Annotated in this window: 18 protein-coding genes and 2 pseudogenes; 7 read left to right on the top strand and 13 right to left on the bottom strand. The window is 53.0% G+C overall.

The window, feature by feature from the left end; translation table 11 throughout:
• Nucleotides 1-24: 24 nt before the first annotated feature.
• Complete coding sequence (locus tag CGZ75_RS15160) at nt 25-1,203, top strand: NAD(P)/FAD-dependent oxidoreductase (RefSeq protein WP_089525117.1); 1,179 nt, start codon at nt 25-27, stop codon at nt 1,201-1,203.
• Between the two features lie 542 nt (nt 1,204-1,745).
• Here CGZ75_RS15160 and CGZ75_RS26515 read toward each other — a convergent pair.
• A pseudogene (locus CGZ75_RS26515) lies at nt 1,746-1,841 on the bottom strand (IS66 family transposase); the annotation flags it as partial.
• Nucleotides 1,842-2,158: 317 nt separating this feature from the next.
• Between CGZ75_RS26515 and CGZ75_RS15150 the strand changes: the two are divergent.
• On the top strand, nt 2,159-2,332 hold the full coding sequence (locus CGZ75_RS15150) for a CsbD family protein (RefSeq protein WP_089525115.1): 174 nt from the start codon (nt 2,159-2,161) through the stop codon (nt 2,330-2,332).
• A 910-nt stretch (nt 2,333-3,242) separates the two neighbouring features.
• On the opposite strand, the gene CGZ75_RS26510 is transcribed toward CGZ75_RS15150, so the two are convergent.
• From CGZ75_RS26510 to CGZ75_RS15135, 4 genes are all read right to left on the bottom strand, one after another.
• Nucleotides 3,243-3,452: a hypothetical protein gene (locus CGZ75_RS26510; RefSeq protein WP_089525114.1), complete on the bottom strand. Its 210-nt coding sequence runs from the start codon at nt 3,450-3,452 to the stop codon at nt 3,243-3,245.
• Nucleotides 3,453-3,575: 123 nt separating this feature from the next.
• Nucleotides 3,576-3,707, bottom strand: a complete 132-nt coding sequence (locus CGZ75_RS25635; protein WP_217900070.1) for a YjcZ family sporulation protein — start codon at nt 3,705-3,707, stop codon at nt 3,576-3,578.
• Between the two features lie 265 nt (nt 3,708-3,972).
• Complete coding sequence (locus tag CGZ75_RS15140; protein ID WP_089525113.1) at nt 3,973-4,254, bottom strand: hypothetical protein; 282 nt, start codon at nt 4,252-4,254, stop codon at nt 3,973-3,975.
• A gap of 174 nt (nt 4,255-4,428) precedes the next feature.
• Complete coding sequence (locus CGZ75_RS15135; RefSeq protein ID WP_089525112.1) at nt 4,429-4,632, bottom strand: hypothetical protein; 204 nt, start codon at nt 4,630-4,632, stop codon at nt 4,429-4,431.
• Nucleotides 4,633-4,846: 214 nt separating this feature from the next.
• Between CGZ75_RS15135 and CGZ75_RS15130 the strand changes: the two genes are divergently transcribed.
• Nucleotides 4,847-5,926: a Leu/Phe/Val dehydrogenase gene (locus CGZ75_RS15130; RefSeq protein ID WP_089525111.1), complete on the top strand. Its 1,080-nt coding sequence runs from the start codon at nt 4,847-4,849 to the stop codon at nt 5,924-5,926.
• 249 nt (nt 5,927-6,175) lie between these two features.
• On the opposite strand, the gene CGZ75_RS15125 is transcribed toward CGZ75_RS15130, so the two are convergent.
• Genes CGZ75_RS15125 through CGZ75_RS15115 form a run of 3 tightly spaced genes read right to left on the bottom strand, consistent with a single transcriptional unit; the run spans nt 6,176 to nt 9,540 of the window.
• The gene (locus tag CGZ75_RS15125) at nt 6,176-7,207 is read right to left on the bottom strand and encodes a glycoside hydrolase family 18 protein (protein WP_089525110.1); all 1,032 of its coding nucleotides are present in this window, start codon (nt 7,205-7,207) and stop codon (nt 6,176-6,178) included.
• Nucleotides 7,204-8,082, bottom strand: coding sequence for a sugar phosphate isomerase/epimerase family protein (locus CGZ75_RS15120; RefSeq protein ID WP_089525109.1), 879 nt, complete (start codon nt 8,080-8,082; stop codon nt 7,204-7,206). Before CGZ75_RS15120 ends, CGZ75_RS15125 begins: the two co-directional genes overlap by 4 nt.
• Nucleotides 8,083-8,094: 12 nt before the next feature.
• On the bottom strand, nt 8,095-9,540 hold the full coding sequence (locus CGZ75_RS15115) for an alpha-L-fucosidase (protein ID WP_089525108.1): 1,446 nt from the start codon (nt 9,538-9,540) through the stop codon (nt 8,095-8,097).
• Between the two features lie 178 nt (nt 9,541-9,718).
• Here CGZ75_RS15115 and CGZ75_RS15110 point away from each other — a divergent pair, with 178 nt between their 5' ends.
• Entirely contained in the window at nt 9,719-11,962 is a 2,244-nt protein-coding gene (locus tag CGZ75_RS15110; protein ID WP_089525107.1) for a helix-turn-helix domain-containing protein, read from the top strand.
• A 109-nt stretch (nt 11,963-12,071) separates the two neighbouring features.
• On the opposite strand, the gene CGZ75_RS15105 is transcribed toward CGZ75_RS15110, so the two are convergent.
• The 5 genes from CGZ75_RS15105 to CGZ75_RS15085 form a co-directional block, all read right to left on the bottom strand.
• Nucleotides 12,072-13,691 carry an extracellular solute-binding protein gene (locus CGZ75_RS15105; protein WP_089525910.1) on the bottom strand — a complete coding sequence of 540 codons (1,620 nt, stop codon included), beginning with the start codon at nt 13,689-13,691 and terminating at the stop codon, nt 12,072-12,074.
• Nucleotides 13,692-13,736: 45 nt separating this feature from the next.
• Nucleotides 13,737-14,648: a carbohydrate ABC transporter permease gene (locus CGZ75_RS15100; protein WP_089525106.1), complete on the bottom strand. Its 912-nt coding sequence runs from the start codon at nt 14,646-14,648 to the stop codon at nt 13,737-13,739.
• Between the two features lie 48 nt (nt 14,649-14,696).
• Nucleotides 14,697-15,671, bottom strand: coding sequence for an ABC transporter permease (locus tag CGZ75_RS15095; protein WP_089525105.1), 975 nt, complete (start codon nt 15,669-15,671; stop codon nt 14,697-14,699).
• A 489-nt stretch (nt 15,672-16,160) separates the two neighbouring features.
• A complete protein-coding gene (locus CGZ75_RS15090) occupies nt 16,161-16,634 on the bottom strand; it encodes an Lrp/AsnC family transcriptional regulator (RefSeq protein WP_089525104.1) in 474 nt (157 codons plus the stop codon).
• A 108-nt stretch (nt 16,635-16,742) separates the two neighbouring features.
• The gene (locus CGZ75_RS15085; RefSeq protein ID WP_176444858.1) at nt 16,743-17,942 is read right to left on the bottom strand and encodes a glycosyltransferase family 2 protein; all 1,200 of its coding nucleotides are present in this window, start codon (nt 17,940-17,942) and stop codon (nt 16,743-16,745) included.
• 192 nt (nt 17,943-18,134) lie between these two features.
• On the opposite strand from CGZ75_RS15085, the gene CGZ75_RS15080 reads away from it, so the two are divergent.
• The 3 genes and pseudogenes from CGZ75_RS15080 to CGZ75_RS25850 all read left to right on the top strand — a co-directional run.
• Nucleotides 18,135-18,749, top strand: a complete 615-nt coding sequence (locus tag CGZ75_RS15080; protein WP_089525102.1) for a class I SAM-dependent methyltransferase — start codon at nt 18,135-18,137, stop codon at nt 18,747-18,749.
• Between the two features lie 170 nt (nt 18,750-18,919).
• A complete protein-coding gene (locus tag CGZ75_RS15075; protein WP_425436497.1) occupies nt 18,920-21,790 on the top strand; it encodes an exosporium glycoprotein BclB-related protein in 2,871 nt (956 codons plus the stop codon).
• A 482-nt stretch (nt 21,791-22,272) separates the two neighbouring features.
• Nucleotides 22,273-24,284, top strand: a pseudogene (locus CGZ75_RS25850) (NTTRR-F1 domain); the annotation flags it as partial.

The following is a 24,284-nucleotide window of genomic DNA, read 5'->3' as shown; positions in this document are numbered from 1 at the left end:
ATAGAACGTGAATGGAGGATGAACATGGCTAAGCATATTCTTATCCTGGGAGGCGGCTACGGCGGACTTCTGGCTGCTACGACTGCGCGCAAGCATTTCACGCCGGCTCAGGCCCAGATTACGGTCGTTAACCGCATCAACGCGCATCAAATCATCACTGAGCTGCATCGTCTGGCCGTCGGCAATCTGTCCGAAGGTAATGTGGCTTTGCCGCTGGACAAGCTGCTGCGTGGCAAGGACATCGATCTGAAAATCGGTGAAGTTTCCGAAATCAAGCCGGATGAAAAATCCGTTAAGCTCTCCACGGGCACGACGCTTACGTACGATGCGCTCGTTATTGCTCTCGGTACCGAAACAGCTTTCTTCGGCATCCCAGGCCTGCAGGAAAACAGCTTCACGCTGAAATCCGTAGCAGACGCGAACAAGCTGAAGGCTCATATTGAAGCTTCTGTAGCAAAATTCAAACAATCCGGCAACAAAGCTGACCTGACCTTCGTAGTCGGCGGCGGCGGTTTGACTGGCATTGAGCTCGTTGGCGAATTCGCGGACATGCTTCCAGGCCTGGTTAAAAAGCACGGAATCAGCTACGACGACGTTGCCCTGTATTGTGTAGAAGCAGCTCCATCGATTCTCCCGGGCTTCCCGGCTGAGCTCGTAGAGCGCGCGACGACTTCCCTGGAAAAACGTGGCGTTGTATTCAAAACCGGTCTGCCAATCACGGAAATGAAGGGCACGACTGTGTCCCTCAAAGACGGCAGCACGATTGAGTCCAGCACTGTTGTATGGACCGGCGGCGTACAAGGCACGGCTGTTGTCGCGAACAGCGGCATCGAAGTGAACCGTGGTCGCGCTACAGTAACGGAAAACATGCAATCGACTTCCCATGAGAATGTTTTCATCGCTGGCGACAGCGCTGTTGTTATGGGACCAGAAGGCCGTCCATTCCCGCCAACCGCGCAACTGGCTTGGCAAATGGGTGAGCTGATCGGCTACAACCTGTACGCTTATTTCAACAACCAGCCAATGGATACGTTCCAACCTGTATTCTCCGGTACGCTGGGATCGCTCGGCCGCAAGGACGCGATCGGTACGATCGGCGGAAACCAGACTCGTTTGTTGGGCTTGCCAGCAACGCTGATGAAGGAAGCTTCCAACATCCGCTACCTGTCGCATATCAACGGCCTGTTCTCCTTGGCTTACTAATCAATACTTTAGCGGCCTGCTCAGGCAGCCGCCAAAGGCTCTCCGGCTTCAGCCGGAGAGCCTTTTTTCGTAACTACTTAGGTACCTATATAGGTAAATGAAAAACGTCCGAATAATCCTGCGCTGTGCAGGATCATCGGGGCGTGCTTCTCCTCTCGATTTGAATGGAATAGGTTTTGAACTCGGCTTTCGTGGACAACGCAATTTTTTTGTACGATTTATCGTATAAAATTCGGTTTATATCCGCCTCTTTTCAACACTTTGTGTGATAAAACATACAAAGCCCAGCTTTCTTCGCCTATGCCCAGCCATTTTGAATGATTTATCGTACAATATCCAAAATATCAGCAAGGCCCGAATGCATGTTGAGTGAAAAATCATACAAATTGTGCATGACCACGTCAATACGAGACTGACTTGGTGGTACGACTTAGGCCTATCAAAGCCGCAGTTGCCCCGACAAGGCTGAGACAAACGAAGGGAGCAGCTCCAGCTCCTGCTTCATGATCGTCGAAACACACTACGCTTCGAGCCGATAGCCGGGCTCCTTCCGTCGTTCGAAAACTCCCGGAAACCTTCTGTTTGATCTTCACCAAACGCGAGTTTCGCTTCGCTTGGTTGTTGTCAAACGGGATCTGGTCATCCGAATAGTGCGACCTAGCTAAATTTAGAGGTACCTAAGTAGTAACCTTTTTTCTATGCCCGTCTACTGAGTTTTTTCTATGTCTTCGACAAAGCTTTTTGCTGTACTCTGCAACCGAGACTTTTTGCTGAACGTTTTGGTTAAACGGCTTTGACTTAACGCTTTGGTTGTACGCACTGGTGGTGCTCTTTGGCTGTCCTGTTGTTTAGGGCTTTCGGCCATACCTCCGGGTTTAGTCCTCCTTAGACAAGGGTAAGTAGAGGCATGGGCAGTACAACATCAACTAATCTACTTGAATAGGAGCGATGTATCATGTCAGAAGGTATGAGTGATAAAGTTAAGGGAACCTTGAACAAAGTGAAGGGCGAGGCCAAGGATCAATTGGGCAACGCCACCAATAATCGGAGTCTTCAAGCGGAAGGCAAGATAGACAAGGCCAAAGGCGAAATCCAGCAAAAGGTCGGAGAAATCAAAGACCGCCACTGAAGCTGATTTCTGCGCCCCTTGGAATAGAATAGGAAGCAGCGTAACTAGGTCCAAGCATCGGCTTGGCCGAAATCGCCGCAAAGAAGAAGTCCTTCTGCAGCACTGCTGCAGGTGGGCTTTTTGGCGTTTGCTCGTATTACCTGTGAACGAAAGCTGTTCAGAGTGGGGAAATACATCTATCGATCCGTTGGACGTTAGCTGCATGGGGATGGGGGGATACCTGGGTGCTTCATACGCTGTAGAGCAGTATTGTCCGGGAGGAAGGGGCGATTTCATGAAAAACTTCCTCAAGCGGTCATTCCGAAAGGCAGAATCCGTAATATACCCAATCACCACTTAATAAATGTTCGTTAAATGTCGATTCTTTCCCTCTTTTTATAGCGATTTTTGACCAATTTAGCCCAATATCGTTGTTTTCCCCGTTCATTCTCCGCTTATTTCTACATTTTGTGCGGTTTTCGGCTATATTTCGCTTTTTGAGGCTGCTTCTGCTGTTCCAATTCCTTGCATGTTTCCTTGATCGCCAATCGACTACTGCTCTATGTGATATTTCCGAATTTCATGGTCATTCCTGTCGACCGATCCCTTTATCGGGTTTTTATCTGTTTTCACTGTTTATCGGAATCGATCATGGCTACCTACATATTGATTGACCTTACTTGTTCTTTTTAAGTTATACAAGCAGGTATTCATGATTGGCCTGATGATTTTATTGATTTAATAAAACTAATATATATGAACAAGAACCTTATATAAGGCTAATTTAAATAAAATTTTCTTTCATAAAATAAACTTATCTATCCTAAGGATTCCAACCGATAATAGAAGTTTAAAATAGACAAAAACCCCTCTGCCGAAGCAGAGGGGTCCCTTTACTTACGTTTGATTGCTGGAGCGCATGATAATAGTTCTAGCAAAGGAAGGCGCGGCTGATGATGACAAGCAGAATGAACAGAACGAGAATAGCGCCCATGCTGGAATAGCCCCAACCGCCGCCTCCGCCGCAACCGCCGCCGCAATTGCCGCCGCCGCCAACATCTCCACAGCCAACTCCGCCAACACCACCGTAACCGCCGTAACCTTGACCTACGCCTCCGACATTACCTAATCCATAAGACATGTGCAAATCCCCTTTTTGGTTAAATTGAGTTATCTTAAATAGAACCTGTTTTGTGAAAGTTGAGCATGAGATACGTGAGGCGCATTATTTTAAATGGCCGATTGTATCTTCATTCCATGCGAACTAGTAGAGGAACGCCCGGCTGATGATAACCAGCAGGATGAACAGGACAAGGATTGCTCCTGTGTTCGTCCAGACGCCACCATACCCGACACCGCCACAACCTGCTCCTACGCCGCCAACGCCGTATGACATTTGTCAAATCCCCTTTCGCTTGAGATAAGACATCATACGCTGGGTGGGGACGTGGTGTTTGGGCAGGAAGGCCAATTCATCATAAATAGGCATTTTCCATGTATAAAAACGACGGACTGGCCTCGTATTGAGTGGCAGATCCGCCGTTGCTCTTTAGCTTTTTGAATTCATACATATCCAAGGTTGTTGTTTGACGGCGTACGTGTGCGATGCCGGTCGGAACCGGAATCGCATACGTACGGTTTTTGATACCTGTAAGAGCGATTTACCAGAATACGCTGAGAATGATGACGAGCAGGATGAAAAGTACGAGGACAACAGCGGAGGTGGAAGTCTTTTTACCTCTGTAAGCCGATCTGCCGAGAGCACCTACGTCTGCTGCATCTAGAGCATTGTCTAGCCCTGCTGAGTTGTAATAGGAATTGTACGGTTGGTAGGCAGATTCTACACCTGCACCGTTATAAATCGGATAATCGTTTGACTCTTGCACCAGTGCGTCCAGGTTCGCCCCATTAGCGACACAGTTTACGTTGTTGATTCTAGCCATTTTTGAAATCTCCTTTTCTAGTAGAATAAGATAAGATATTCCATAGATCTAATATTGGTTTGGACGGGCGGCTAAATGTGTGTTTGGTTATGTAGAATAGAAGAATCCCCCGCAGCATCAGCTGCGGGGGATTTCATTACTTCAACTATACAATTACTTTGATCCCGTTAAGGTCTAGTAAAGGAACGCGCGGCTGATGATTACCAGCAAAATGAAGAGAACCAGTATCGCTCCTGTAGTCGAACCGCCCCAACCGCCACCGCCGCCGCAACCATTGCCGCATCCATTACCATTACCATAACCGTTACCGTAACCTCCAACGCCGCCGCCGCAACCTGCGCCGACACCTCCAACTGCTCCGTTAACTCCGTAAGACATGGTGTCAAATCCCCTTTCTTGTGGTATGCCCTATCATACGGGGCAGCTGACCCAGTTGTTTGGGCGGATGACATAAATGTGCAGATGCTGATTTTAGTTAAGAGCCCAGTCCAGTCAAGCTAGGTGCTGCATAATAGTCTTCCTGCCGGTCCGCATATCGGGGGCGGTCACTTGCATAAAATGTAGTCGGCTATGGAGCAGGGAGGGGCTCGGTATGAATATTTTCCGGGAAATAATTAAGGGTGATTATGAGCAGGTAACGCTATGCCATGACGCAGACACGGGCCTCAAAGCATTTATTGTGCTGCATAACACGCGGCTCGGACCGGCACTCGGTGGCTGCCGAATGAAGAGTTATGCCTCTGAAGAGGAGGCAGTGCTGGATGCAATGCGCCTTGCCAAAGGAATGACCTATAAAAACGCTGCTTACCGGTTGCCCTATGGTGGAGGAAAAGCGGTTATTTGGCAGAGTGAGTCTGGGGAAGAGGCGGCTCGAAGCTCAAACAGCAGCATCGGAGAGTCCAGAATCCGTCTGTTTCAGGCGCTGGGAAGAGGGATCGAAGGGCTTGGAGGTCGTTATATAACGGGGCTGGATCTGGGGACGATGGTTCTGGATATGGATGCGATCCGCACGCAAACCGAGCATGTGACAGACACGACGGGCAGCTTGATGGCTGCGGATGATTTTACGGCAGAGATGACAGCTTACGGGGTATACAAGGGGATGCGAGCTGCCGTGAAGAAAAAGCATAATTTGCCGACTTTATATGATCTGAAGGTGCTTGTACAAGGGCTGGGCAAGGTCGGGCGGCGATTATGCCGGTATTTGTATGAGGATGGAGCGCGTATCCTCGTATCGGATCTGAATCCGAAAGCGGAGGCGGACGCAATTCGGCTTTATGGCGCCAGGAGGGTTCGTGGGGATCGTGTGTACAGCACGTCCTGTGATATTTTTGCCCCGTGTGCGGCTGGTGGGATTTTGGATGACCGTACCATTCCGAAGCTGAAGTGTTCCATCATTGCAGGAGCAGCGAATAATCAGCTGTGTATGGAAAGGCATGGGGAACTGGTGGAGGAGCGGAATATTTTGTACGCGCCGGACTTCATTGTGAATGCAGGAGGTATTATCGTTACAGCTGGGGAGCTGAAGGGAGGCGGTCGCGAAGAGCTGCTGCAAAGCGTCGATGCAGTTGGCGATACACTGATGGAGGTGCTCGAGCTGGCGGAAGACAGTGGTGTCCCAGCTTCCAGGGCTGCTCTAATGTTCGCGAAGATGCGTCTGGATGGTGCTTGAGTCAATGTGATGCTTCATTGGTGTTACGGTGACCAGAGCGGCTCTCATGTTTGCGAAGATGCATCTGGATGCGTCAGCGGTGTCCCGGCTTCGGGAGTCTAGTTGCATCAAACGTGATAGATGAAAGAAGCATAAAAACCCGGCTCGTAACAACCGATGGCAGCGGTTGTTACGAGCCGGGTTTCGTTTTATATAAGTTGAGCTAGAGAAACGAGCAAGTGTCGCCGTTAAATCTCTAAGTCCAGCTTATTAATTGTCCCGCAAACCCTTAGTCATAGCGGCAATCAGATTGCCTGTACGATCGAGACCGTATTCCCAGAACATGAGTCCACCAAGAGCGTGTTCGCGGATATACGCGCATTTCGCTTCAATGGATTGTTCATCCTCATAGGAAATGAACGTCTCGCCGTTGAACAAATACGGTGCTTGAGCCTCTTCATCCCAGTGGCGACGATAGCCTTGGACATTGATATAGTTCTCGGCAAGCTCCGTGTAGTTCGGGCCGTAACCGCCGGTAGAAGCGGCCATTTGGTGCAGGCCGTTGTCGCGATCGGGAACTCCGGTCCACAGACGAGAGTAAAATGCGGCTCCGAGCACGATTTTGGACAGCGGCACACCTGCTCCTGCGAACAATCGAACGGAAGCATCGGCACTGATCCGGAACAGGTCGCCTGACGGCGTATACAGATTTGTATGATGGCCGGTAAGCACCTGGAAGCCGCCCCTCATGTCGTAGGTCATCAGCTGGATGAAATCAAGCAGCGGATGCACTTGATCCATCTCGGTGCCGTCCAGGTAGTACTGGTCCGCTCCTGCAGCGATGGTCAGCAAATAGTGCTGAGCGGTTTCCTTGCCTTTACGATCCAAAGCTTCGCGCAGCTCTCGCAGCAGCAGGGTGAAGTTCTGTTTGTCAGCCTTGCTGCTAGCGATGCCAGCCACGCCATAACTTGGATATTCCCAGTCCAGGTCGATGCCATCCAGCGGCAGCTCCTCTAGCGCGCGCAGTGCCGAGGCGGCCATTTTGGAACGGCCCTCTGCGGTGGAAGCAGCCTCGGAGAAACCGCCTGCGCTCCAGCCGCCGACGGACAGAATTAGTTTCAGCTCGGGATACTGGCCCCGAATTCGACGCAGCACATCGATATGCTTCAGATGCGAGATGACAATCTCGTCCTCAAGCACATGGCCGAACGCCAGGTTAAGATGCGTCAATTGCTGTAGATCGCCCTCTGTCATTAGCGGAAGATGAACGTCGTTTACATAACCCGCACGAATATAACTCATCCTTCACATTCCTCCCAGAACCGTCGAACGTTGTCCATCGCGATGCGCGAGGCTTCGCGGCATTCTTCCATGCCTTCAAATTCAACCGTGATATACCCGTCGAAGCCGGATTCCTTGATCAGTCGGATCAGCTTGCGAATCGGCAGGTCGCCGTGGCCGACAATTGCGCCGCGCATGTAGTTCCCGTGCGAGCTGCGGAACCAGTAGCCGCCCCCAGGGTTTTGATCATAAGGTCGAATATAGAAATCTTTGAAGTGTACAAGAGAAGCATACTTCAGGTTGTTCATAACCCCCACAATAGGGTCCTCATCCACGCAAAGGAAGTTGCCAACATCAAGCGTTGTGCGGAAATTGGATCGGTCCACGGCACGCAGAATACGCTGTACGCGGTCGCTCGATTGAGCGCTGAAGCCGTGGTTCTCGATCGTCGTCGTAATGCCAAGCGGAGCGGCGTAGTCGGCGATTTGGCGTGAGCCCTCAACCATCTCTGCAAAATGATCGTCGAACCAGTCGATGCTCATCTGTTCCTGAGGAATCGTAAAAGCCGTTACGTCATGACGCATATGACGGACGCCGAGGCGAGCACATAGATCCACATGCCCCTTCAGTCTGGCAACTTCAGCGTCAAAAGCTTCTGGCGTCTCCTGTACAAAGTTGGCGGGTAAACAGTAGTTGGACAGATCGATGCCACGCTCGCGAGCCCGCTCGCGGACCGCGTCTGCGAGCTCAAGGTTATCGATAAGCGTATAACCGTAGGGAACCATTTCCATATGCTCTCCGCCGTTGTCCGCGATCCAGTCGATTGCATCCAGCACGGTCATTTGGCCCGCTTTGAGGGCGTTCAGCAGGCTATAGGTGCTTAATCCAAGCTTCATTCTGTCTCCTCCTCATCGGGTCAGGCGAATGGCTAGTGCGATTGGCGTTTCTCCAGCGCGCAGCGACTCTGGAAGCTTCACAGACCAGCCTTGAGCGGTCTTCGCAAGCTCCAGTGCTGTACCGGCTGCCTCACCGAAACCAAGCAGCTCGGCGCTGGAGAAGTGACCTTCCAGCGGCAGCTCCAACTGCTGCTCCATAGTCTCACGTTCCGCATACAACCGGATGGCGAATACGTCGTTTCCTTTGGAAGTAAAGTTCAGCTTGCCCGACTGGTAAGGAGCGATAGGGCGTGTACCATAAATAGCATCGCCGTTGTCCTTCAGCCAAGCGCCAATGCCTTTCATGCGCTGAATGGCTGTTTTTGGCAAGCGTCCATCAGGTTGCGGCGCTACATTAAGCGCAAGATTGCCGCCTTTAGCTACAATCTCAACGAGCAGATGAATGAGCTGGCGCAGCGATTTGTAGTCGTCCTCAAAACGGAAGCTGAAGGCGGTTCCCATCGTAATATTGCTTTCCCATGGAATAAACAACGGGTCCTTCGGCAGGGTCTGTTCCGGAGTGACCAGATTCTCGTAGGCTCCGCCAATCGTGCGGTCTGCCGAGAGCAGCCAAGGCTGGATCAGACGAGCCTTCTCGACAACTTCGCCGAGGCGAATGTCCTGGCCGCTGCGCGGGCCGACCCATCCAGCATCCAGCCAGAGCATGTCGATGCGGCCGTAATTTGTCATCAGCTCCATGATTTGCTCATGGGTGAATTGGACAAACTTTTCCCATAGCCAAGGATACTTAGCTGGATCGTAGGAAGGGCCACGCTTCGTTTCGGTATGCGGCATGTCAGGCGACCAGTAGTATGGTGTATGCCAGTCAGCCTTAGAGAAATAGGCGCTAATCGCCACGCCGCGGGCACGGAAGGCGTCGAACAGCTGGCGACAAACATCCGCATACGGATGGGTGTGGAACGGCGTGTCTTTTCCAGTTACGGAATATTCGGTCGTTTTGGTATCCCACATGCAGAAGCCGTCATGATGTTTGGTTGTAAACGTCAAGTAACGGAAGCCATTGTCTGCAGCCAGATCGGCCCACAGCTCAGGCTGGAAGCGAAGCGGATTAAAGGTACGGTTCAGCCCGTATACTTCGCGTCTGATGCGCTCGGAATCTTTGGTCCAGTCCACGCTTTCGCGGGACCATTCCTCATCCACATCGTCCAATGCCCAGGATTCTACGATGCCAAGCTGCGAGTAGGTGCCCCAGTGCATCATGAGTCCGAGCTTCTGGTCGCTGAACCAATCCAGACGTTCCCTCAGCAGCGGCTCTTCCGGCCATACATAGTCTTTTTCTTCGGTGTAATTGTGGACGCCCTGGTGGACAACGTCGTCTTCTAGAGTGACGGCTGCTGTTTCTGTGGCGTTTGCAGCCAACTCCGATTCGGCCGGATCGATTTGATTCTCCTTACTCATGACTCGATCTCCTCTCACAGGACAGCGATTATCGCAAGCCCTGATTCCATTTTGTCTATGCGCTCTGTTATCATGAATGTATACAATTAGTTTATGTTTGTTAGGCTGTTAGGTAAATAACATAGAGAAAAAGATAGGTCGACGAAAAAAGTTTGGCTTATTTTAGGGAGGTCTGGCAGTGAACAAGAGTTACTTGAGATCACGCCTATTTTTGAACTACGCTCTTTCTTATCTGCTCGTATTGCTCGTGCCGCTTCTGCTGTTCGCAGGTACGATCTCACAGAGCGCATCGAGCAATCTGCGCAGCGAGGTCGAGCGTGCGCACTTTAATCAGCTCACCCAGGCGCGTAATACCGTTGATTCACGGATGCGGGACCTGCTAACGATCGCCTCGCGAATTTCGTACGACACCCGACTATCCTCCTACTTGATGCATGATCCTTATTTCAGCAGCGAGGGTATAAAGGCGCTTGATCAATATAAGGCCACAAGCGAGATGATCGGTGAGCTGTTCCTCTTTTTCCGTGGATACGACCGAATCTATTCTTCGCTTGGCATGTCGGAATTAAGCGTTTTCTATAATGGATACGCTTTCCGGAACTGGGATCCTGCCCAAATTGAAGACGAGCTGAACCAGGTTCAGTTCCCGACGCTGAGGCCGGCCGATCTGGTCCGCCGCAAAATAGGTTTGGAACAATCGATGCTAGCGTATATGGTTCCTATCACGCCTAACAATCCGAATCCTCATGCAACTGTCATGTATCTAATTGAGGAATCCCAGTTTAACGGCCTTATTTCTTCTATTTTGGGCAGCTATCAGGGACTTACCTACGTATTCGATGACAAGGGACAGGTTCTTACCTCAACGCAACGCGGCGAATCGCTGAGCAAAACCGATGTGGACAGCTTGTTCCGTCAGCCGGAAGGCATCCACAGCTTGGAGCTGAACAAAACGACGCATTCCGTGGTGTCGGTTAAATCCGAGCAGAACGGCTGGACATACGTAACCGCCATGCCGAGCAACCAGTTCTTTTCCAGCGTCGTAAAGCTCCGCAGCATCATGATCCTCATCCTCGGCACGATTGCTGCTGCGGGAGCGGGACTTGCCTTGCTGCTCGCCCGTCGCTTATACGGACCGATCTGGGAACTGGCTGCATTCGCGAGCTCCCAGAACAAGGGGCCAGGGGCTGCCGCCAAGGAGCCGGACGAATTAGGCCGGATTCGCAGTGTGCTTCAGCATTCCAGCCAGATGGCCGACCTGCAGGAGCCGTATGCTAGGAACCATTTTCTACTTATGCTGCTCAAGAACAGCGGACCTGGGATTCTCTCGCCAGAGCTGCTGCGAGCGCTCCACATGAGCTTCGATCGCGAGCGTTATGCCGTTCTTGTGTTTGGCTGGGAGGATGAGCAACTGGTAGATCCGGCCGTTTATGCCGGGCTGCAGGAGCTGAACATCCCCGAGGCCGGCGCCATCGTATATGGCGTAGAGCTACCGGAGCCGCGGCGTATGGCCTTCATCGTCGGTTTTACGGTGAACCCAGACTCGAACGGCAACGATTCGTTGCAAGCGACATTGAATGAAGTGCAGCGGCTGTCCGAAGGGGCTGGACTGTCCAATCCTTCCATCGGCGTAGGCCGCTTGTACGAGAGCCCGCTTCAGCTGAGCCAGTCCTATATCGAAGCTCTATCCGCTTACGAATCCCGACATATACTAGGTCCCGTGACCGTTAGTCGATTCGACGCCATTTCCGAAAGCAGGGAGAAGGCGAACTGGCTGCCAACCGGTCTGTTACTGAAGTTGGCTCAAGCGCTCAAGCAGGGCAGCTACGAGGTAGCGGCTCCTACCATTACGGAATGTCTGAGCTTCATCCGGGCTGGCGGTGCCTCGCTGCCGCTTGCGCGGGCGATGTACTTCGATGTGTTGAATACGATGCTGAAGTCTGCTTCAGAACTTGGCGTGTTGACCAGCGACATTCCTTCGCCATCTTCCTTCCATTCCATGAAGGTGCTGGAGGAGCCGCTTTTGACACTGGCCTATCGCATTTGCTCCGAGGCAGAGTCAAGGGCGCAGACAGAGGAGCGCTCGTTGCTTGACCGTGCGCTGGCCTATATCCACGCCCATTATGCCGATCATTCACTGAGCCTGGAATCCGTCGCTGACGAGCACAGTATCTCTCCCTCTTACTTTAGCCGCTCCTTCAAGGAAAAAACCGGACAGAACTTTACTCCTTATGTCTGGCAGCTAAGAGTGGAGGAGGTTAAGCGGCTGCTGGATGAAACGAATGATCCAATCAAGGACATCATCCCGCGTGTCGGATACCTGGATGCGCCGAACTTCATCCGCAAGTTCAAGAAGGAAACGGGCTTGACCCCAGGTCAATACCGCAAGCGCGGCCAAGGCGGCGGCGCAGAAGCGGACTGATTGTCGAGAAGACGCGTACGGCTGAATGCCGCACGCGTCTTTTTTGTTTCTTGGTCGCGGTTTAACGCGGCCTTATGAAGTTATCTTAGGACGATGAAATCCGCAGGGCTTATTTCGTCGAGTTCCAACGGTCATAAGCTACTTGGTAAATTTCGGCGATACGTTCGCTGCCCATTTTCTTCAGCTGAGCTACATATTTATCCCAGCCGGACAGAGGCTCTTGGCCAGTAACGAACTTCGCTTCCATTTGCTCTACATAAGGGTTCAGGTCAGACAGCAGAGCCGTAATTTCCGTTTGCTCCTCCGGCGTCAGGAAGACGTTAGGCATTGGCGGTTTAGCGAATGGTACGATCTTGGTGTTCAGCTCTTCTTTGAAGAAGAGATCGAAGTCATTTTCCAGTCCTTTTTTGGTTTCGGCAAGGTTGATGCCCGGAGGTACAATACCGTAGTTAGGCGTCAGCGTGCCTCTGATTTCATCACGCTTCTTACCTTCTGGAACCGGTAGGAATTCCTTTGTTTTGGTCGCTTTGTCCGTATACTTCCAGAGCGTTCCTTCTGGGCCCAGGTCGAACAACAGCGCGCCTTCAGGGCTGTACATATAGTCGGCCCAACGCATTGCTGCTTCTGGGTTCGGGTTCGTTTTCGAGATCGCGAACTGGCCATAAGAAGATTGACCTGGATGTTTTCCGTATACCGGAGATTCAGCAACTTCACTTTTCAGCAGTGTCATCAGCGGATTGTCGCGGTTTGGCTCCACTTGGAACGGCATGTAAGGGTGGAAGGCATCGAATACGGCAACTTGGTTGTTTTTAACTTTTGCTGCTTTTTGCTCATCCGTTTGGGAGAAGGTGTCATGATCAAGCAGGTCTTCCGCCCACAGCTTATTCATGAACGTCAGATAACCTTTGTAGGCTTCCTCTTGTGGCGAGTAGTGAACTTTGCCCGCCTTATCCGCATAGTAGACCTCGTTGTACATGCCCCAGAAGCCCATGAAGTACATGCGCAGATCCGTCAGTTTCACAGAGGCAAGTGGAATTTCATCTGCTTTGCCGTTTTTGTTCGGATCTTCGGTTTTAACGCGCTTCAGGTAGGTGTAGAACTCTTCGGTCGTCTTAGGCAGCTCTTTGATGTTCAGCGCTTTCAGGAATGCGCCGTTGTACCACATTGGGTTGCGGTACAGCACGGCCGTCGAGTTGATGAAAGGCAGTGCAAAAATATGACCGTCTGGAGTCGTGATGTTTTTGCGGATGTTAGGATTCTCATCCAAAATCTTCTTCAAGTTAGGTGCATAGTTGTCGATCAGGTCTTCCAGTGGAAGCAGAACTTTCTGATCGCCGTATGTCACTTGCTCAGCCGCCGTAAGATCGGCACCGTAGAAGATGTCTGGATAAGTGCCGCTTGCAAAAACGAGATTCTTTTTCGTAGGGAAGCTTTCGGAAGGAGCGTTCTGGAACGTCAGCTTGATGTTCGTCAGCTTCTCCATTTCTTTCAGAGATGCCATGTCTTCCCACTTAGCGTGGCCGACATCCGGCGCCATAAGCGTCATCGTAATAGGCTCAGGTACGATCGGCATTCCTTCTTTGGAGACGGTGGATTTCGGATCAGTAGCTCCGCCTTCATTGCTTGGAGCATTGTTTGTGCCAGCATTCCCCCCGGAGCAAGCAGCGAGCAGGCTAAGGCCGATAACAGATGCCATAAGCTTATGCAGGTTTTTACGAGGTTTCGTCATCATTGTCGATATCCCCTTTTAGTTTAGTTACACTCTATATTATCATCAGCCCTTAACGGAACCGATCATAACCCCTTGGACGAAATAACGCTGCAAGAAAGGATAGATAGCGATAATCGGCAGCGTGGCGATAATGATAACGGCATACTTTACAAGTGCTGCGATCTCGGCCTTGTCACTGAGCGCCTCGGCGGTGGATGCTTCCACGATGCTGCCGGTCTCGGCGGACATTTGTTGCAAGACGAGAATTTGCCGCAAAATCATTTGTAAAGGATACTTGGTCTCATCGTTCAAATAGATCAGGGCGGAGAAATAACTGTTCCACTGGCCAACTCCGTAGAAGAGCGCCATAACCGCGATAATCGGCATGGAGAGTGGAATGATAACGGTAAAGAACAGACGGGTCGTGGAGGCGCCGTCAATTTGCGCAGCCTCCTCCAGCTCACGCGGGATGGTGGACATGAAAAACGTACGAGTCACGATGATGTTGTAGATACTCGCAGCACCAGGCACGATAATCGCCCAGATTGTGTTGACCATATTGAGATCTTTAACGAGCAGGTAACTAGGAATGAGTCCGCCGCTAAAGAACATGGTTACCATGAACATGCCCATAAAAAAGTTCCGTCCGAAAAAATCCTTACGCGACATCGCATAGGCTGCGGGAAGCGTAATGGCAAGGCTGAGGGCAGTGCCGAGGACAGTGTAGATAATCGTATTCAGATAGCCGCTCCAGATTTTTTCCTCCTGGAACACCCGCTTATAACCTTCGAAGGTGATGTCTTTAGGGAAAAGCCACATTTCACCTGAACCTACATACTGAGGATTACTTATGGAAGCGCTCATAATGTAGATCAATGGATAGGCGACGATGATGAGAGCGATCGTCAGGTAAATATAATTGGCGATGAGAAAAACGCGGTCGCCCTTTGACTCCTTGATCGCGGTGCTGTGCATAAGCTCCAGCCTCCTTTCCTTTTCATGCAAGAAGTATTCGCTTAACCCCTACCAAAGGCTGTTCTGGCTCGTGCGGCGAACAATTTGGTTGATCGTGATGAGCAGAACACAGTTGACGACGGAGTTGAACAGGCCAACTGCCGTTGAGAAGCTGTACTGCGCATCCACCAAGCCGGATTTGTAAACAAAGGTGGCGATGATGTTGGACGATTCCATATTGAGCGGATTTTGCAACAACAAAACCTTCTCGAAGCCGATGTTGAGCATGCTGCCGACATTCAGAATAAGCAGAATCGTCATCGTCGGAATGATCGTCGGAATGTTGATATGCCGCAGCCGCTGGAAACGGCTCGCTCCATCAATGATGGCAGCTTCGTGAAGCCCTGGATCAACACCGGATAAAGCAGCTAGATAAATAATGGTTCCCCATCCAGCTCCTTGCCACACGCCCGATAGGACATACATCGTCTTAAACCAGCGTGGGTCGGTTAAGAAATCAGGTGGGTTAATGCCAACCCACTCCAGCATGTGGATCAGAATGCCGTTTGACGGAGACAGGAAGGTAATGATCATGCCCGCCATTACTACGACCGAGATGAAGTGAGGCGCATAAGTGACGGTTTGGACCAGTTTTTTGAAAAAGCCGGTCTTAATTTCGTTGAATGCGAGTGCCAGAATAATCGGTATCGGGAAGCCGATGGCCAGCTCATAAAAACTGATGGACAGCGTATTCCAAATCAAATCCCAGAAATAATAAGAATCAAAGAAGCGGGTGAAATGGTCGAAGCCGACCCACTTGCTTCCTAGGAAGCCAAGTGTTGGGACATAGTTACGGAATGCAATCTGGATGCCATACATTGGACCGTACGCGAAGATGAGGAAATAGAAGAATGCGGGAGCAATAAACACGTAAAGCTCCCAGTTGCGAGCGATCCGTCTCCATTGTCGACCGGTCGTTTTGGGCAATTGCGTCTCGCTTTCAGGTTGCGAGGCGTTTTGAGTTGGGTAAGGGGTCGATTGCATTCGTTCACCTCCTTTTATTGGGATAGTAGCGATACCACGTCCAACTTGCGTCAGATTCCATGACATATTCTATAGAAATAGATCGTCATGATTTGAAGCTGACAGACAGCCCCGGTTTGGTGAAGGACAGCGGGTAAAGCGTTTTCATAACTATACCTGCCGTTATAGAGCGAAGGAAATATGTCTTTTTTACGCTTCGATCCCGCTATCTCTGATGTGTCATTCTTGAGAATGGTCAAATAAAAAGCCTTGATCTATAAGGGTTTATTCCATTACATGTTGTTTTTGAAAGAGGCTCTGCGAGGTGGAAGACAAAAGAAGCGCATTCGCGAAGGCGTTTTCAAGGGCTGAAATGAAAAATGGTGTTTTGTAAAGGGAATGAAAATGAGGACAAGAGGAATGATGTTAGGTAGGTTTTCATGAAAATCTTCATGCAAAAAGCTGCCGGAGAAAAAATCCGGCAGAATGTGGATGATAGCTACTTCTAATTTAATACTTATAGCGTTTGGTCAGCAATTGGGTGTCTACACGGGTCACACCTGGGATCGGATAAAGTTTCTCCTGCAGGAACAGGTCCATATCAGTCATATTCGCAAATAAGGCATGCATATGCAGTTGGTTCGGTCCCGTCAGGCGGCTGAGCTCGGTAACGACTGGCTCAAGAGCGATCCGCTCGGCAGCCTCGTGCAGACGCTGAGGCTCAACCTCAATTAGGAAAAAGGCGCTCACGAAAAGACCAATCTTCTCCGGCTTAATGAGCAGGGTGAAGCGCTCGAACACGCCATTCTCGACGAGGGCATTCACACGCGCCTGGACACCTACGCGGGATATGCCAACTTCTTTGCTAATATCGGTATAGGACATACGAGAGTTGGCCTGCAGCAGCCCCGTAATGCGGCGGTCAATCTCATCCAGCTTGGTATATGGAATCAGGGAACCAGGCCGTATCGGTAGGGATGGCATGGCGATCGTCTCCTTTGTGCAGGCGGTCATCATCAGTATGGAAGAGCCTGGGATATTTCCTAATGATAGCTTGGAAACGTTCCCTTGACAACTCTTCTAGTGCTATCTCTACAGGGCGAGCAGACGGTTCAAAGCCTCTCCAAGCATCGACCAACGTCCGGAGGCAGCAAGCGCAGAGCGTTGAGCCTCGAAATCCGCTCTCTTCACACTATCTGGCGGTAATCCCGCATGGGTCAGCAGATGTGAGATCGGCTGGCCGAAGCGGAGCAAATAACCGGCTGCCTCCAGCATGGAGCGCATGACCCCGATCAGCGGCAAATAAAGGCCGACGCTCTCGGCATCCAGTCGGTAAATTTCGTCCAGTACCAGATTGACCTGGTGGAAGGACATTGGGCTCGGAATGTATAGAAGAAGCAGGACGAGCAAGCTGATCTGGCGATATTTTTGCTGAAAGAGATAGAAATTCGTATGAGCTTCATTACCCACTGAAGGAGATACGGGATGCTCCTGGTGATAGGTGAACGGATACCGGATATGGGCAAAGCGATATCCCTGGCGAAACAGACGATAGCCAAACTCCAGATCATCCCAGCCGTAGCCGCTGTACTCCTCAAAATACCCATGCTGCTGGAATGCGGTACGGGCCACCGACAGATTGCCCGTATGACTGATGAGCCAAGGAAGATGGAAGCCCTGGAGCCTGTCGCCATGCCGCTGCAAAATCTCATCCTCGTAGAGCGCTTCATGGACTTTCTGAACCGCCAACTGGCGATAAACTCCCTTTTTAATATCCTCACGGCCCAGCAGTAGCTGCCCCTGTCCCGTTTTGATGAACTTCTCATATGCCGGATGAAAGGCGGGCTGCGGCTTTAAAAGCGTATACGCTTCCTGCAATTGTACTTCGTTGAAGCCTGGGTCAAGCTGGGTATAGGCTCCCTTCATTGTAAGTACGCCTGAGGCTAACAGTCGGTTGTCCTGTTGATGCAGCAGCAGATGGGACTCCAAAAAGCCCGGCTCCACGAGAATTTCGGCATCCAGGAAGATCAGAATTTTCCCCTTTGCCATTCGAATGCCGGCGTTGCGAGCGGCCGGCCGCCCCAAATTGGCTTGCAGACGCAGAAGACGCAAACGGAAGGGGAATTTCCACAGCTCTGGGATGGTTGAGGTCGCGTCGCTTGAAGCATCGTCGATTAGGATGACCTCGTACTGATACGGGGGGAGCGTCTGGTTCTCAAGCGAGAATAAGGTGAGCAGATTTTGTGGGAATTTGTTGCGGCTTGGAATGATGACACTGATTTGGATACTCAAAGTTAAGTACCTCCTTATGGGTATTGCCGATTAGATTGGATGCGTATATAGCAGTCTATGTCTTTTGGAGGAGACGAGCATAGCCGAATGCAGGCGTCTATTAGCCCTATTTGTGAATGCTCAGGCTTACGCCGGGCCTGTACATTCCCTGTTTGCATAAGCTGGTCTATATCGGAATTTGAGGGGGGAAGCATGATGATCAAAGAGGTAAGGGATAAGCGCTTTCTAAGGTATTTGAACAAACTGATTGCGGGTGCGGATACGCTGCTTGATGTCGGCTGCGGGCCTGGCCATTTGCTGGGATCCTTGAATGCGCGCATGATCGTTGCGCTGGATGTACATCGACCTTATCTTGAAAATATGGTTGAACACTCTCCTCTTGTTGTTCCCCTGCATGCAGATGCTTTGAAAATCAGTCGCTTGTTCGTCCGTGATTCCTTCACTGCTGTTACGCTTGTAGATGTGCTGGAGCATTTCGTTAAGTCGGATGCTCTGGAGCTGCTGAAACAGGCGGAAAATGTGGCGAAGGAAAGGGTTATCCTATTCACGCCGCGCGGATTTTTCCCGCAAGAGGGTGTGGATCACTATGGCCTGAACGGCGAGGAGTACCAGACGCATCGGAGCGGCTGGGAGCCGGAAGAGCTGGAGGCGCTAGGTTACGATATTTTTCTAATGAAAGGATTCCACGACAGCTCCAACTTAGCCTTCCTCCAAACGTTCGGCCCGGATCATGAACCTGTCGACGCGATTTTGGCGGTTAAGCGGCTGAATTTGAAGCGTGCGGAAGATTTGAAAAAGGCCCATTAAGTGGCTTGCATACGGGCTTAGTCCAAGTACGATTCCGATCCCTAGGAAAATTCCTGGGGATTTATTTCTTTATTATGGAAATTTTACGGCATACGAAGTCGATTTGTGGTTGTGGAACGAGCGTTGTAGAGCATAGGAATGTAACATTGCAATAAAGGAGGCGATCGGTTGTGGACGGCAACGACTGGAGTCGGGATTTATTCAAATCAAAGAGACCACATAGGGGTGAGGATTGCAAACCTCCCAAAAAACCAGCAAAAGCATGTCTTGTCCCCTTTGACCCGTCTGAGGCGGACCAGTTTGAGGAGTTGCTGGACAGTCTTATAGCAGCACTACAACAGGGAGCTATCCCGCCTGCGGGACAGCTCCCTGTTGTACTGAGGGAGATTCAACTGTTTATTGATTGCTTGCGTATATCAATGCGCGAAAAGGCCCCGTTGCTGGCAGCAGCTGAGCTGGCCATCGTAACTTATGAGAAGTCCGACGGATGGATGTCTGCTCTTACAGCAGCTGTCCAGCAAACGCTGGCGGATCTGATGTCCTTCATTTTGGTAGCATGTGTGTCCAGCTCTGTTAAGGATGGCTGGGTTGCAAGAGTGAGGCTGGCGGACGTCATACTGACGGAAGTAAGTGATCCGTCAAGGGGGAGAGGAGCAACCGGAGCTACAGGCGCAACAGGACCGACCGGGCTTATGGGCCCTGTTGGTGCTGCTGGTGCTGCAGGTCCTGCTGGTGCTGCGGGCGCGCAAGGATTGCCAGGGGTGCCAGGTTCGCCAGGCGCTGCTGGTGCGACTGGAGCAACAGGGGCAACAGGGGCAACAGGGGCAACAGGGCCAGATGGAGCTCCAGGCGGCGCAACAGGAGCAACTGGCGTCCAAGGAGCGACCGGGTCTACGGGAGCAACCGGAGCAGGTGCGACGGGGGCCACGGGAACTGTTGGCGCGACGGGGAGCACGGGCGCCGTAGGAGCGACGGGGTCTACGGGTGCGACCGGAGCGGGAGCGACGGGGGTCACGGGAAGTGTTGGGGCGACCGGTAACACAGGTGCCGCAGGAGCGACGGGGTCTACGGGTGCGACCGGAGCGGGAGCGACTGGAGCCACGGGAAGTGTTGGGGCGACCGGTAGCACAGGTGCTGCAGGAGCGACGGGGTCTACGGGAGCAACCGGAGCAGGAGCGACGGGAGCCACGGGAAGTGTCGGGGCGACCGGTAGCACAGGTGCCGCAGGAGCGATCGGGGCTACGGGAGCAACCGGAGCAGGAGCGACGGGGGCCACGGGAAGTGTTGGGGCGACGGGAAGGACGGGTGCCGCAGGAGCGATCGGGGCTACGGGAGCAACCGGAGCAGGAGCGACTGGAGCCACGGGAAGTGTTGGGGCGACCGGTAGCACAGGTGCTGCAGGAGCGACGGGGTCTACGGGTGCGACCGGAGCGGGAGCGACTGGAGCCACGGGAAGTGTTGGGGCGACGGGAAGGACGGGTGCCACGGGAAGTGTTGGCGCGACGGGGAGCACGGGCGCCGTAGGAGCGATCGGGGCTACGGGAGCAACCGGAGCAGGAGCGACGGGGGCCACGGGAAGTGTTGGTGCGACGGGAAGCACGGGCGCTGCAGGAGCGACCGGGGCTACGGGAGCAACCGGAGCAGGAGCGACGGGGGCCACGGGAAGTGTTGGTGCGACGGGAAGCACGGGCGCTGCAGGAGCGACCGGGGCTACGGGAGCAACCGGAGCAGGAGCGACGGGTGCCACGGGAAGTGTTGGGGCCACGGGAAGTACGGGCACTGCAGGGGCGATTGGGTCTACGGGAGCAACCGGAGCGGGAGCGACTGGAGCCACGGGAAGTGTTGGGGCGACGGGAAGCACAGGTGTCGCAGGGGCGACCGGGTCTACGGGAGCAACCGGAGCGGCGGGAGGCGTAGGAGCAACCGGGTCCACGGGAAGTGTTGGTGCGACGGGAAGCACTGGTGTCTCAGGGGCGACCGGGTCTACGGGAGCAACCGGGGCGACGGGAAATGTTGGTGCGACGGGAAGCACAGGTGTCGCAGGAGCGACCGGGGTTACAGGAGCAACTGGAGCAGCGGGAGCTACAGGAGTAACCGGATCTACTGGTGCAACTGGCGTAACAGGAGCAACCGGAACTATTGGTGCAACTGGAAGCACAGGAGCGACCGGAGTAACAGGTACAACCGGATCAACTGGCGAAACGGGACACACAGGAGTAACCGGATCAATTGGTGCAACTGGAAGTACAGGAGCAACCGGAGTAACAGGCATAACAGGATCGACCGGTGCAACTGGAGTAATAGGCACAACCGGATCTATCGGTGCAACTGGAAGCACAGGAGCGACCGGAGTAACAGGATCAACCGGCGCAACGGGACACACCGGAGTAACAGGCACAATCGGATCGACCGGATCGACAGGTGCAACTGGAAGTATAGGAGCAACCGGATTAACAGGCATCACCGGATCTACCGGCTTTACCGGATCGACCGGAGTCACGGGAGCAACCGGATCTTCTGGTTCTGGGGCCATAATTCCCTTTTCCAGCGGGCTTCCAGTAGCGCTGACTACGATTGCGGGGGGGCTTGTGGGGACCCTGGCATTGTTGGGATCCGGAAACTCGGTTTCTGGAATCAGTCTCTTGGGCACGACGATCGATTTAACTGGGGCGGCAGGCACATTGCTTAACTTCGCTTTTTCTACGCCGCGGACAGGTACGATTACGTCGATTGCTGCTTATTTCAGTACAACTGTATCTCTTAGCCTCATAGGTTCGACAATTACAATTACGGCTACCCTGTATCGATCTACAACTCCGGACAACACATTCATTCCAATACCAGGGGCATCTGTTGTGCTTGCTCCTGCGCTGACAGGTGCCCTGGCCATTGGCACTATCTGCAACGGAATGGCTTCAGGGCTCAATATCCCTGTCAATCCGCAAGATCGATTGCTGCTTGTCTTCACGGCTACTGCAAGTGGTCTTACACTAATTAATACTGTAGCTGGGTACGGCAGCGCTGGTCTATCCTTGCTATAAAGTTACCTTTTGAATCGAAGGCTTTCCTGTCTACGCAGGAAGGCCTTTTTCAGTTCAATGAGGCTTATAAGACAATCGAATGAGAATTCATTCCAATCCAATAGCTCTGAAGAAGATCCAGGATTCAGGGGCGGAGGCGATCATACCGTATGATGATTTGAATCTAAGAACAGTGAGGGCCGTGCTTCATTTAATTTCTGAGAGAGGTTTTTCTGCTTAGGTGGAGGAGCCTTTTTCAGCATTAATACAGCTTGTACATAACGTAGGGATTTGAATGGGGTTTCATGACAAGTACGAAGATCATATAGATATAGCATTGTATTTAGGGAGGCAATCGGATGCACAACTACAATAGAAATCAGGGCAGGAATACATCTAGATTAAGAAAATCCTATAAAGTGAAGAAGTGCACACCTTGTAAGAAAAAAAGGAGCAACTGCCTTGTTCCCTTTAAGCCTTCCGAGGCGGCCCTCTTTGGAGAATTGCTGGATAACCTTGTAGCAGCCATTCAGCAGGAATATATCCCTCCAGAGGGACCGTTGCCTGATGTGCTGAAAGAGTTGCAATTACTGGTGGAGGGTATGTGTGTCCCACTAGGCATCAAATCCAACCTATTAGCTTTACTTGAAGCGGCTATAGTCTCTTATAAACAGTCAAACGGCTGGACATCTGCCCTCATAGCAGCGGTTCAACAAACGCTGGCAGGGCTTATTGCTTTTATACTGTTAGGCTGTGTTTCACGTGCCGTCAAGGAGATCTGGATTGCCAAAGTGAAGCTGGCTGAAAGAAGGCTTGCTCAGATAGTGGAAGGTGGATCAGGTATCCGTGGAGCGACAGGTGCAACAGGACCAACGGGTCCTGCTGGAGCTGCGGGGATACAGGGAGCACAAGGAGCACAAGGGGTACCTGGGGCAGTGGGAGCTACAGGAGTGAATGGAGCGACTGGAACAGCGGGAGCCACGGGAGTAACGGGTACGACCGGGGCAACGGGAGCTGGAGCCACGGGAAGCACCGGGGTGACTGGAGCGACGGGAACAGCGGGAGCCACGGGAGTAACGGGTGCGACCGGGGCAACGGGAGTTGGAGCAACGGGAAGCACCGGGGTGACCGGAGCGACTGGAACGACGGGAACAGCGGGAGCCACGGGAGTAACGGGTACGACCGGGGCAACGGGAGCTGGAGCCACGGGAAGCACCGGGGTGACCGGAACGACTGGAATGACTGGAACAGCGGGAGCCACGGGAGTAACGGGTACGACCGGAGCAACGGGAGCTGGAGCCACGGGAAGCACGGGGGTGACCGGAACGACCGGGGCGACGGGAAGCACCGGGGTGACTGGAGCGACTGGAGCGACCGGAACGGCGGGAGTAACGGGAGTAACGGGTACGACCGGGGCCACGGGATTTGGAGCCACGGGAAGCACCGGGGCGACTGGAGCGACTGGAGCGACTGGAACAGCGGGAGCCACGGGAGTAACGGGTACGACCGGGGCAACGGGAGTTAGAGCCACGGGAAGCACCGGGGTAACTGGAGCAACTGGAACGACCGGAACGGCGGGAGCCACGGGAGTAACGGGTACGACCGGGGCCACGGGAAGCACCGGAGTGACTGGAGCGACCGGAACGGCGGGAGCCACGGGAGTCACAGGTGTAACGGGAGCAACGGGAAGCACCGGAGTGACTGGAGCGACCGGAACGGCGGGAGCCCCGGGAGTCACAGGTGTAACGGGAGCAACGGGAAGCACCGGAGTGACTGGAGCGACCGGAACGGTGGGAGCAACGGGAAGCACCGGGGTGACTGGAGCGACCGGAACGGTGGGAGCAACGGGAAGCACCGGGGTGACTGGAGCGACTGGAGCGACTGGAACGGTGGGGGCCACGGGAAGCACCGGGGTGACCGGAACGGCGGGAGTAACGGGAGTAACGGGTACGACCGGAGCAACGGGAGCTGGAGCCACGGGAAGCACTGGAGTGACTGGAGCAACTGGAACGACCGGAACGGCGGGAGTAACGGGAGTAACGGGAGTAACGGGAGTAACGGGTACGACCGGAGCAACGGGAGCTGGAGCCACGGGAAGCACCGGAGTGACTGGAGCGACCGGAACGGTGGGAGCCACGGGAAGCACCGGGGTGACTGGAGCGACTGGAGCGATCGGAACGGCGGGAGTAACGGGAGTAACGGGAGTAACGGGCACGACCGGGGCCACGGGAGTTGGAGCCACGGGAAGCACTGGAGTGACTGGAGCAACTGGAACGACTGGAACAGAGGGAGTCACAGGTGTAACCGGAGCAACGGGAGGCACCGGAGTGACTGGAGCGACCGGAACGGCGGGAGCCACGGGAGTCACAGGTGTAACGGGAGCCACGGGAGCCACGGGAAGCACCGGAGTGACTGGAGCGACCGGAACGGTGGGAGCCACGGGAAGCACCGGGGTGACTGGAGCGACTGGAGCGATCGGAACGGCGGGAGTAACGGGAGTAACGGGAGTAACGGG

The organism is Paenibacillus herberti (genome assembly GCF_002233675.1).
In the GTDB taxonomy this organism is placed as follows: Bacteria; Bacillota; Bacilli; order Paenibacillales; family Paenibacillaceae; genus Paenibacillus_O; species Paenibacillus_O herberti.
This window is presented reverse-complemented; position numbering and strand designations above follow the sequence as displayed.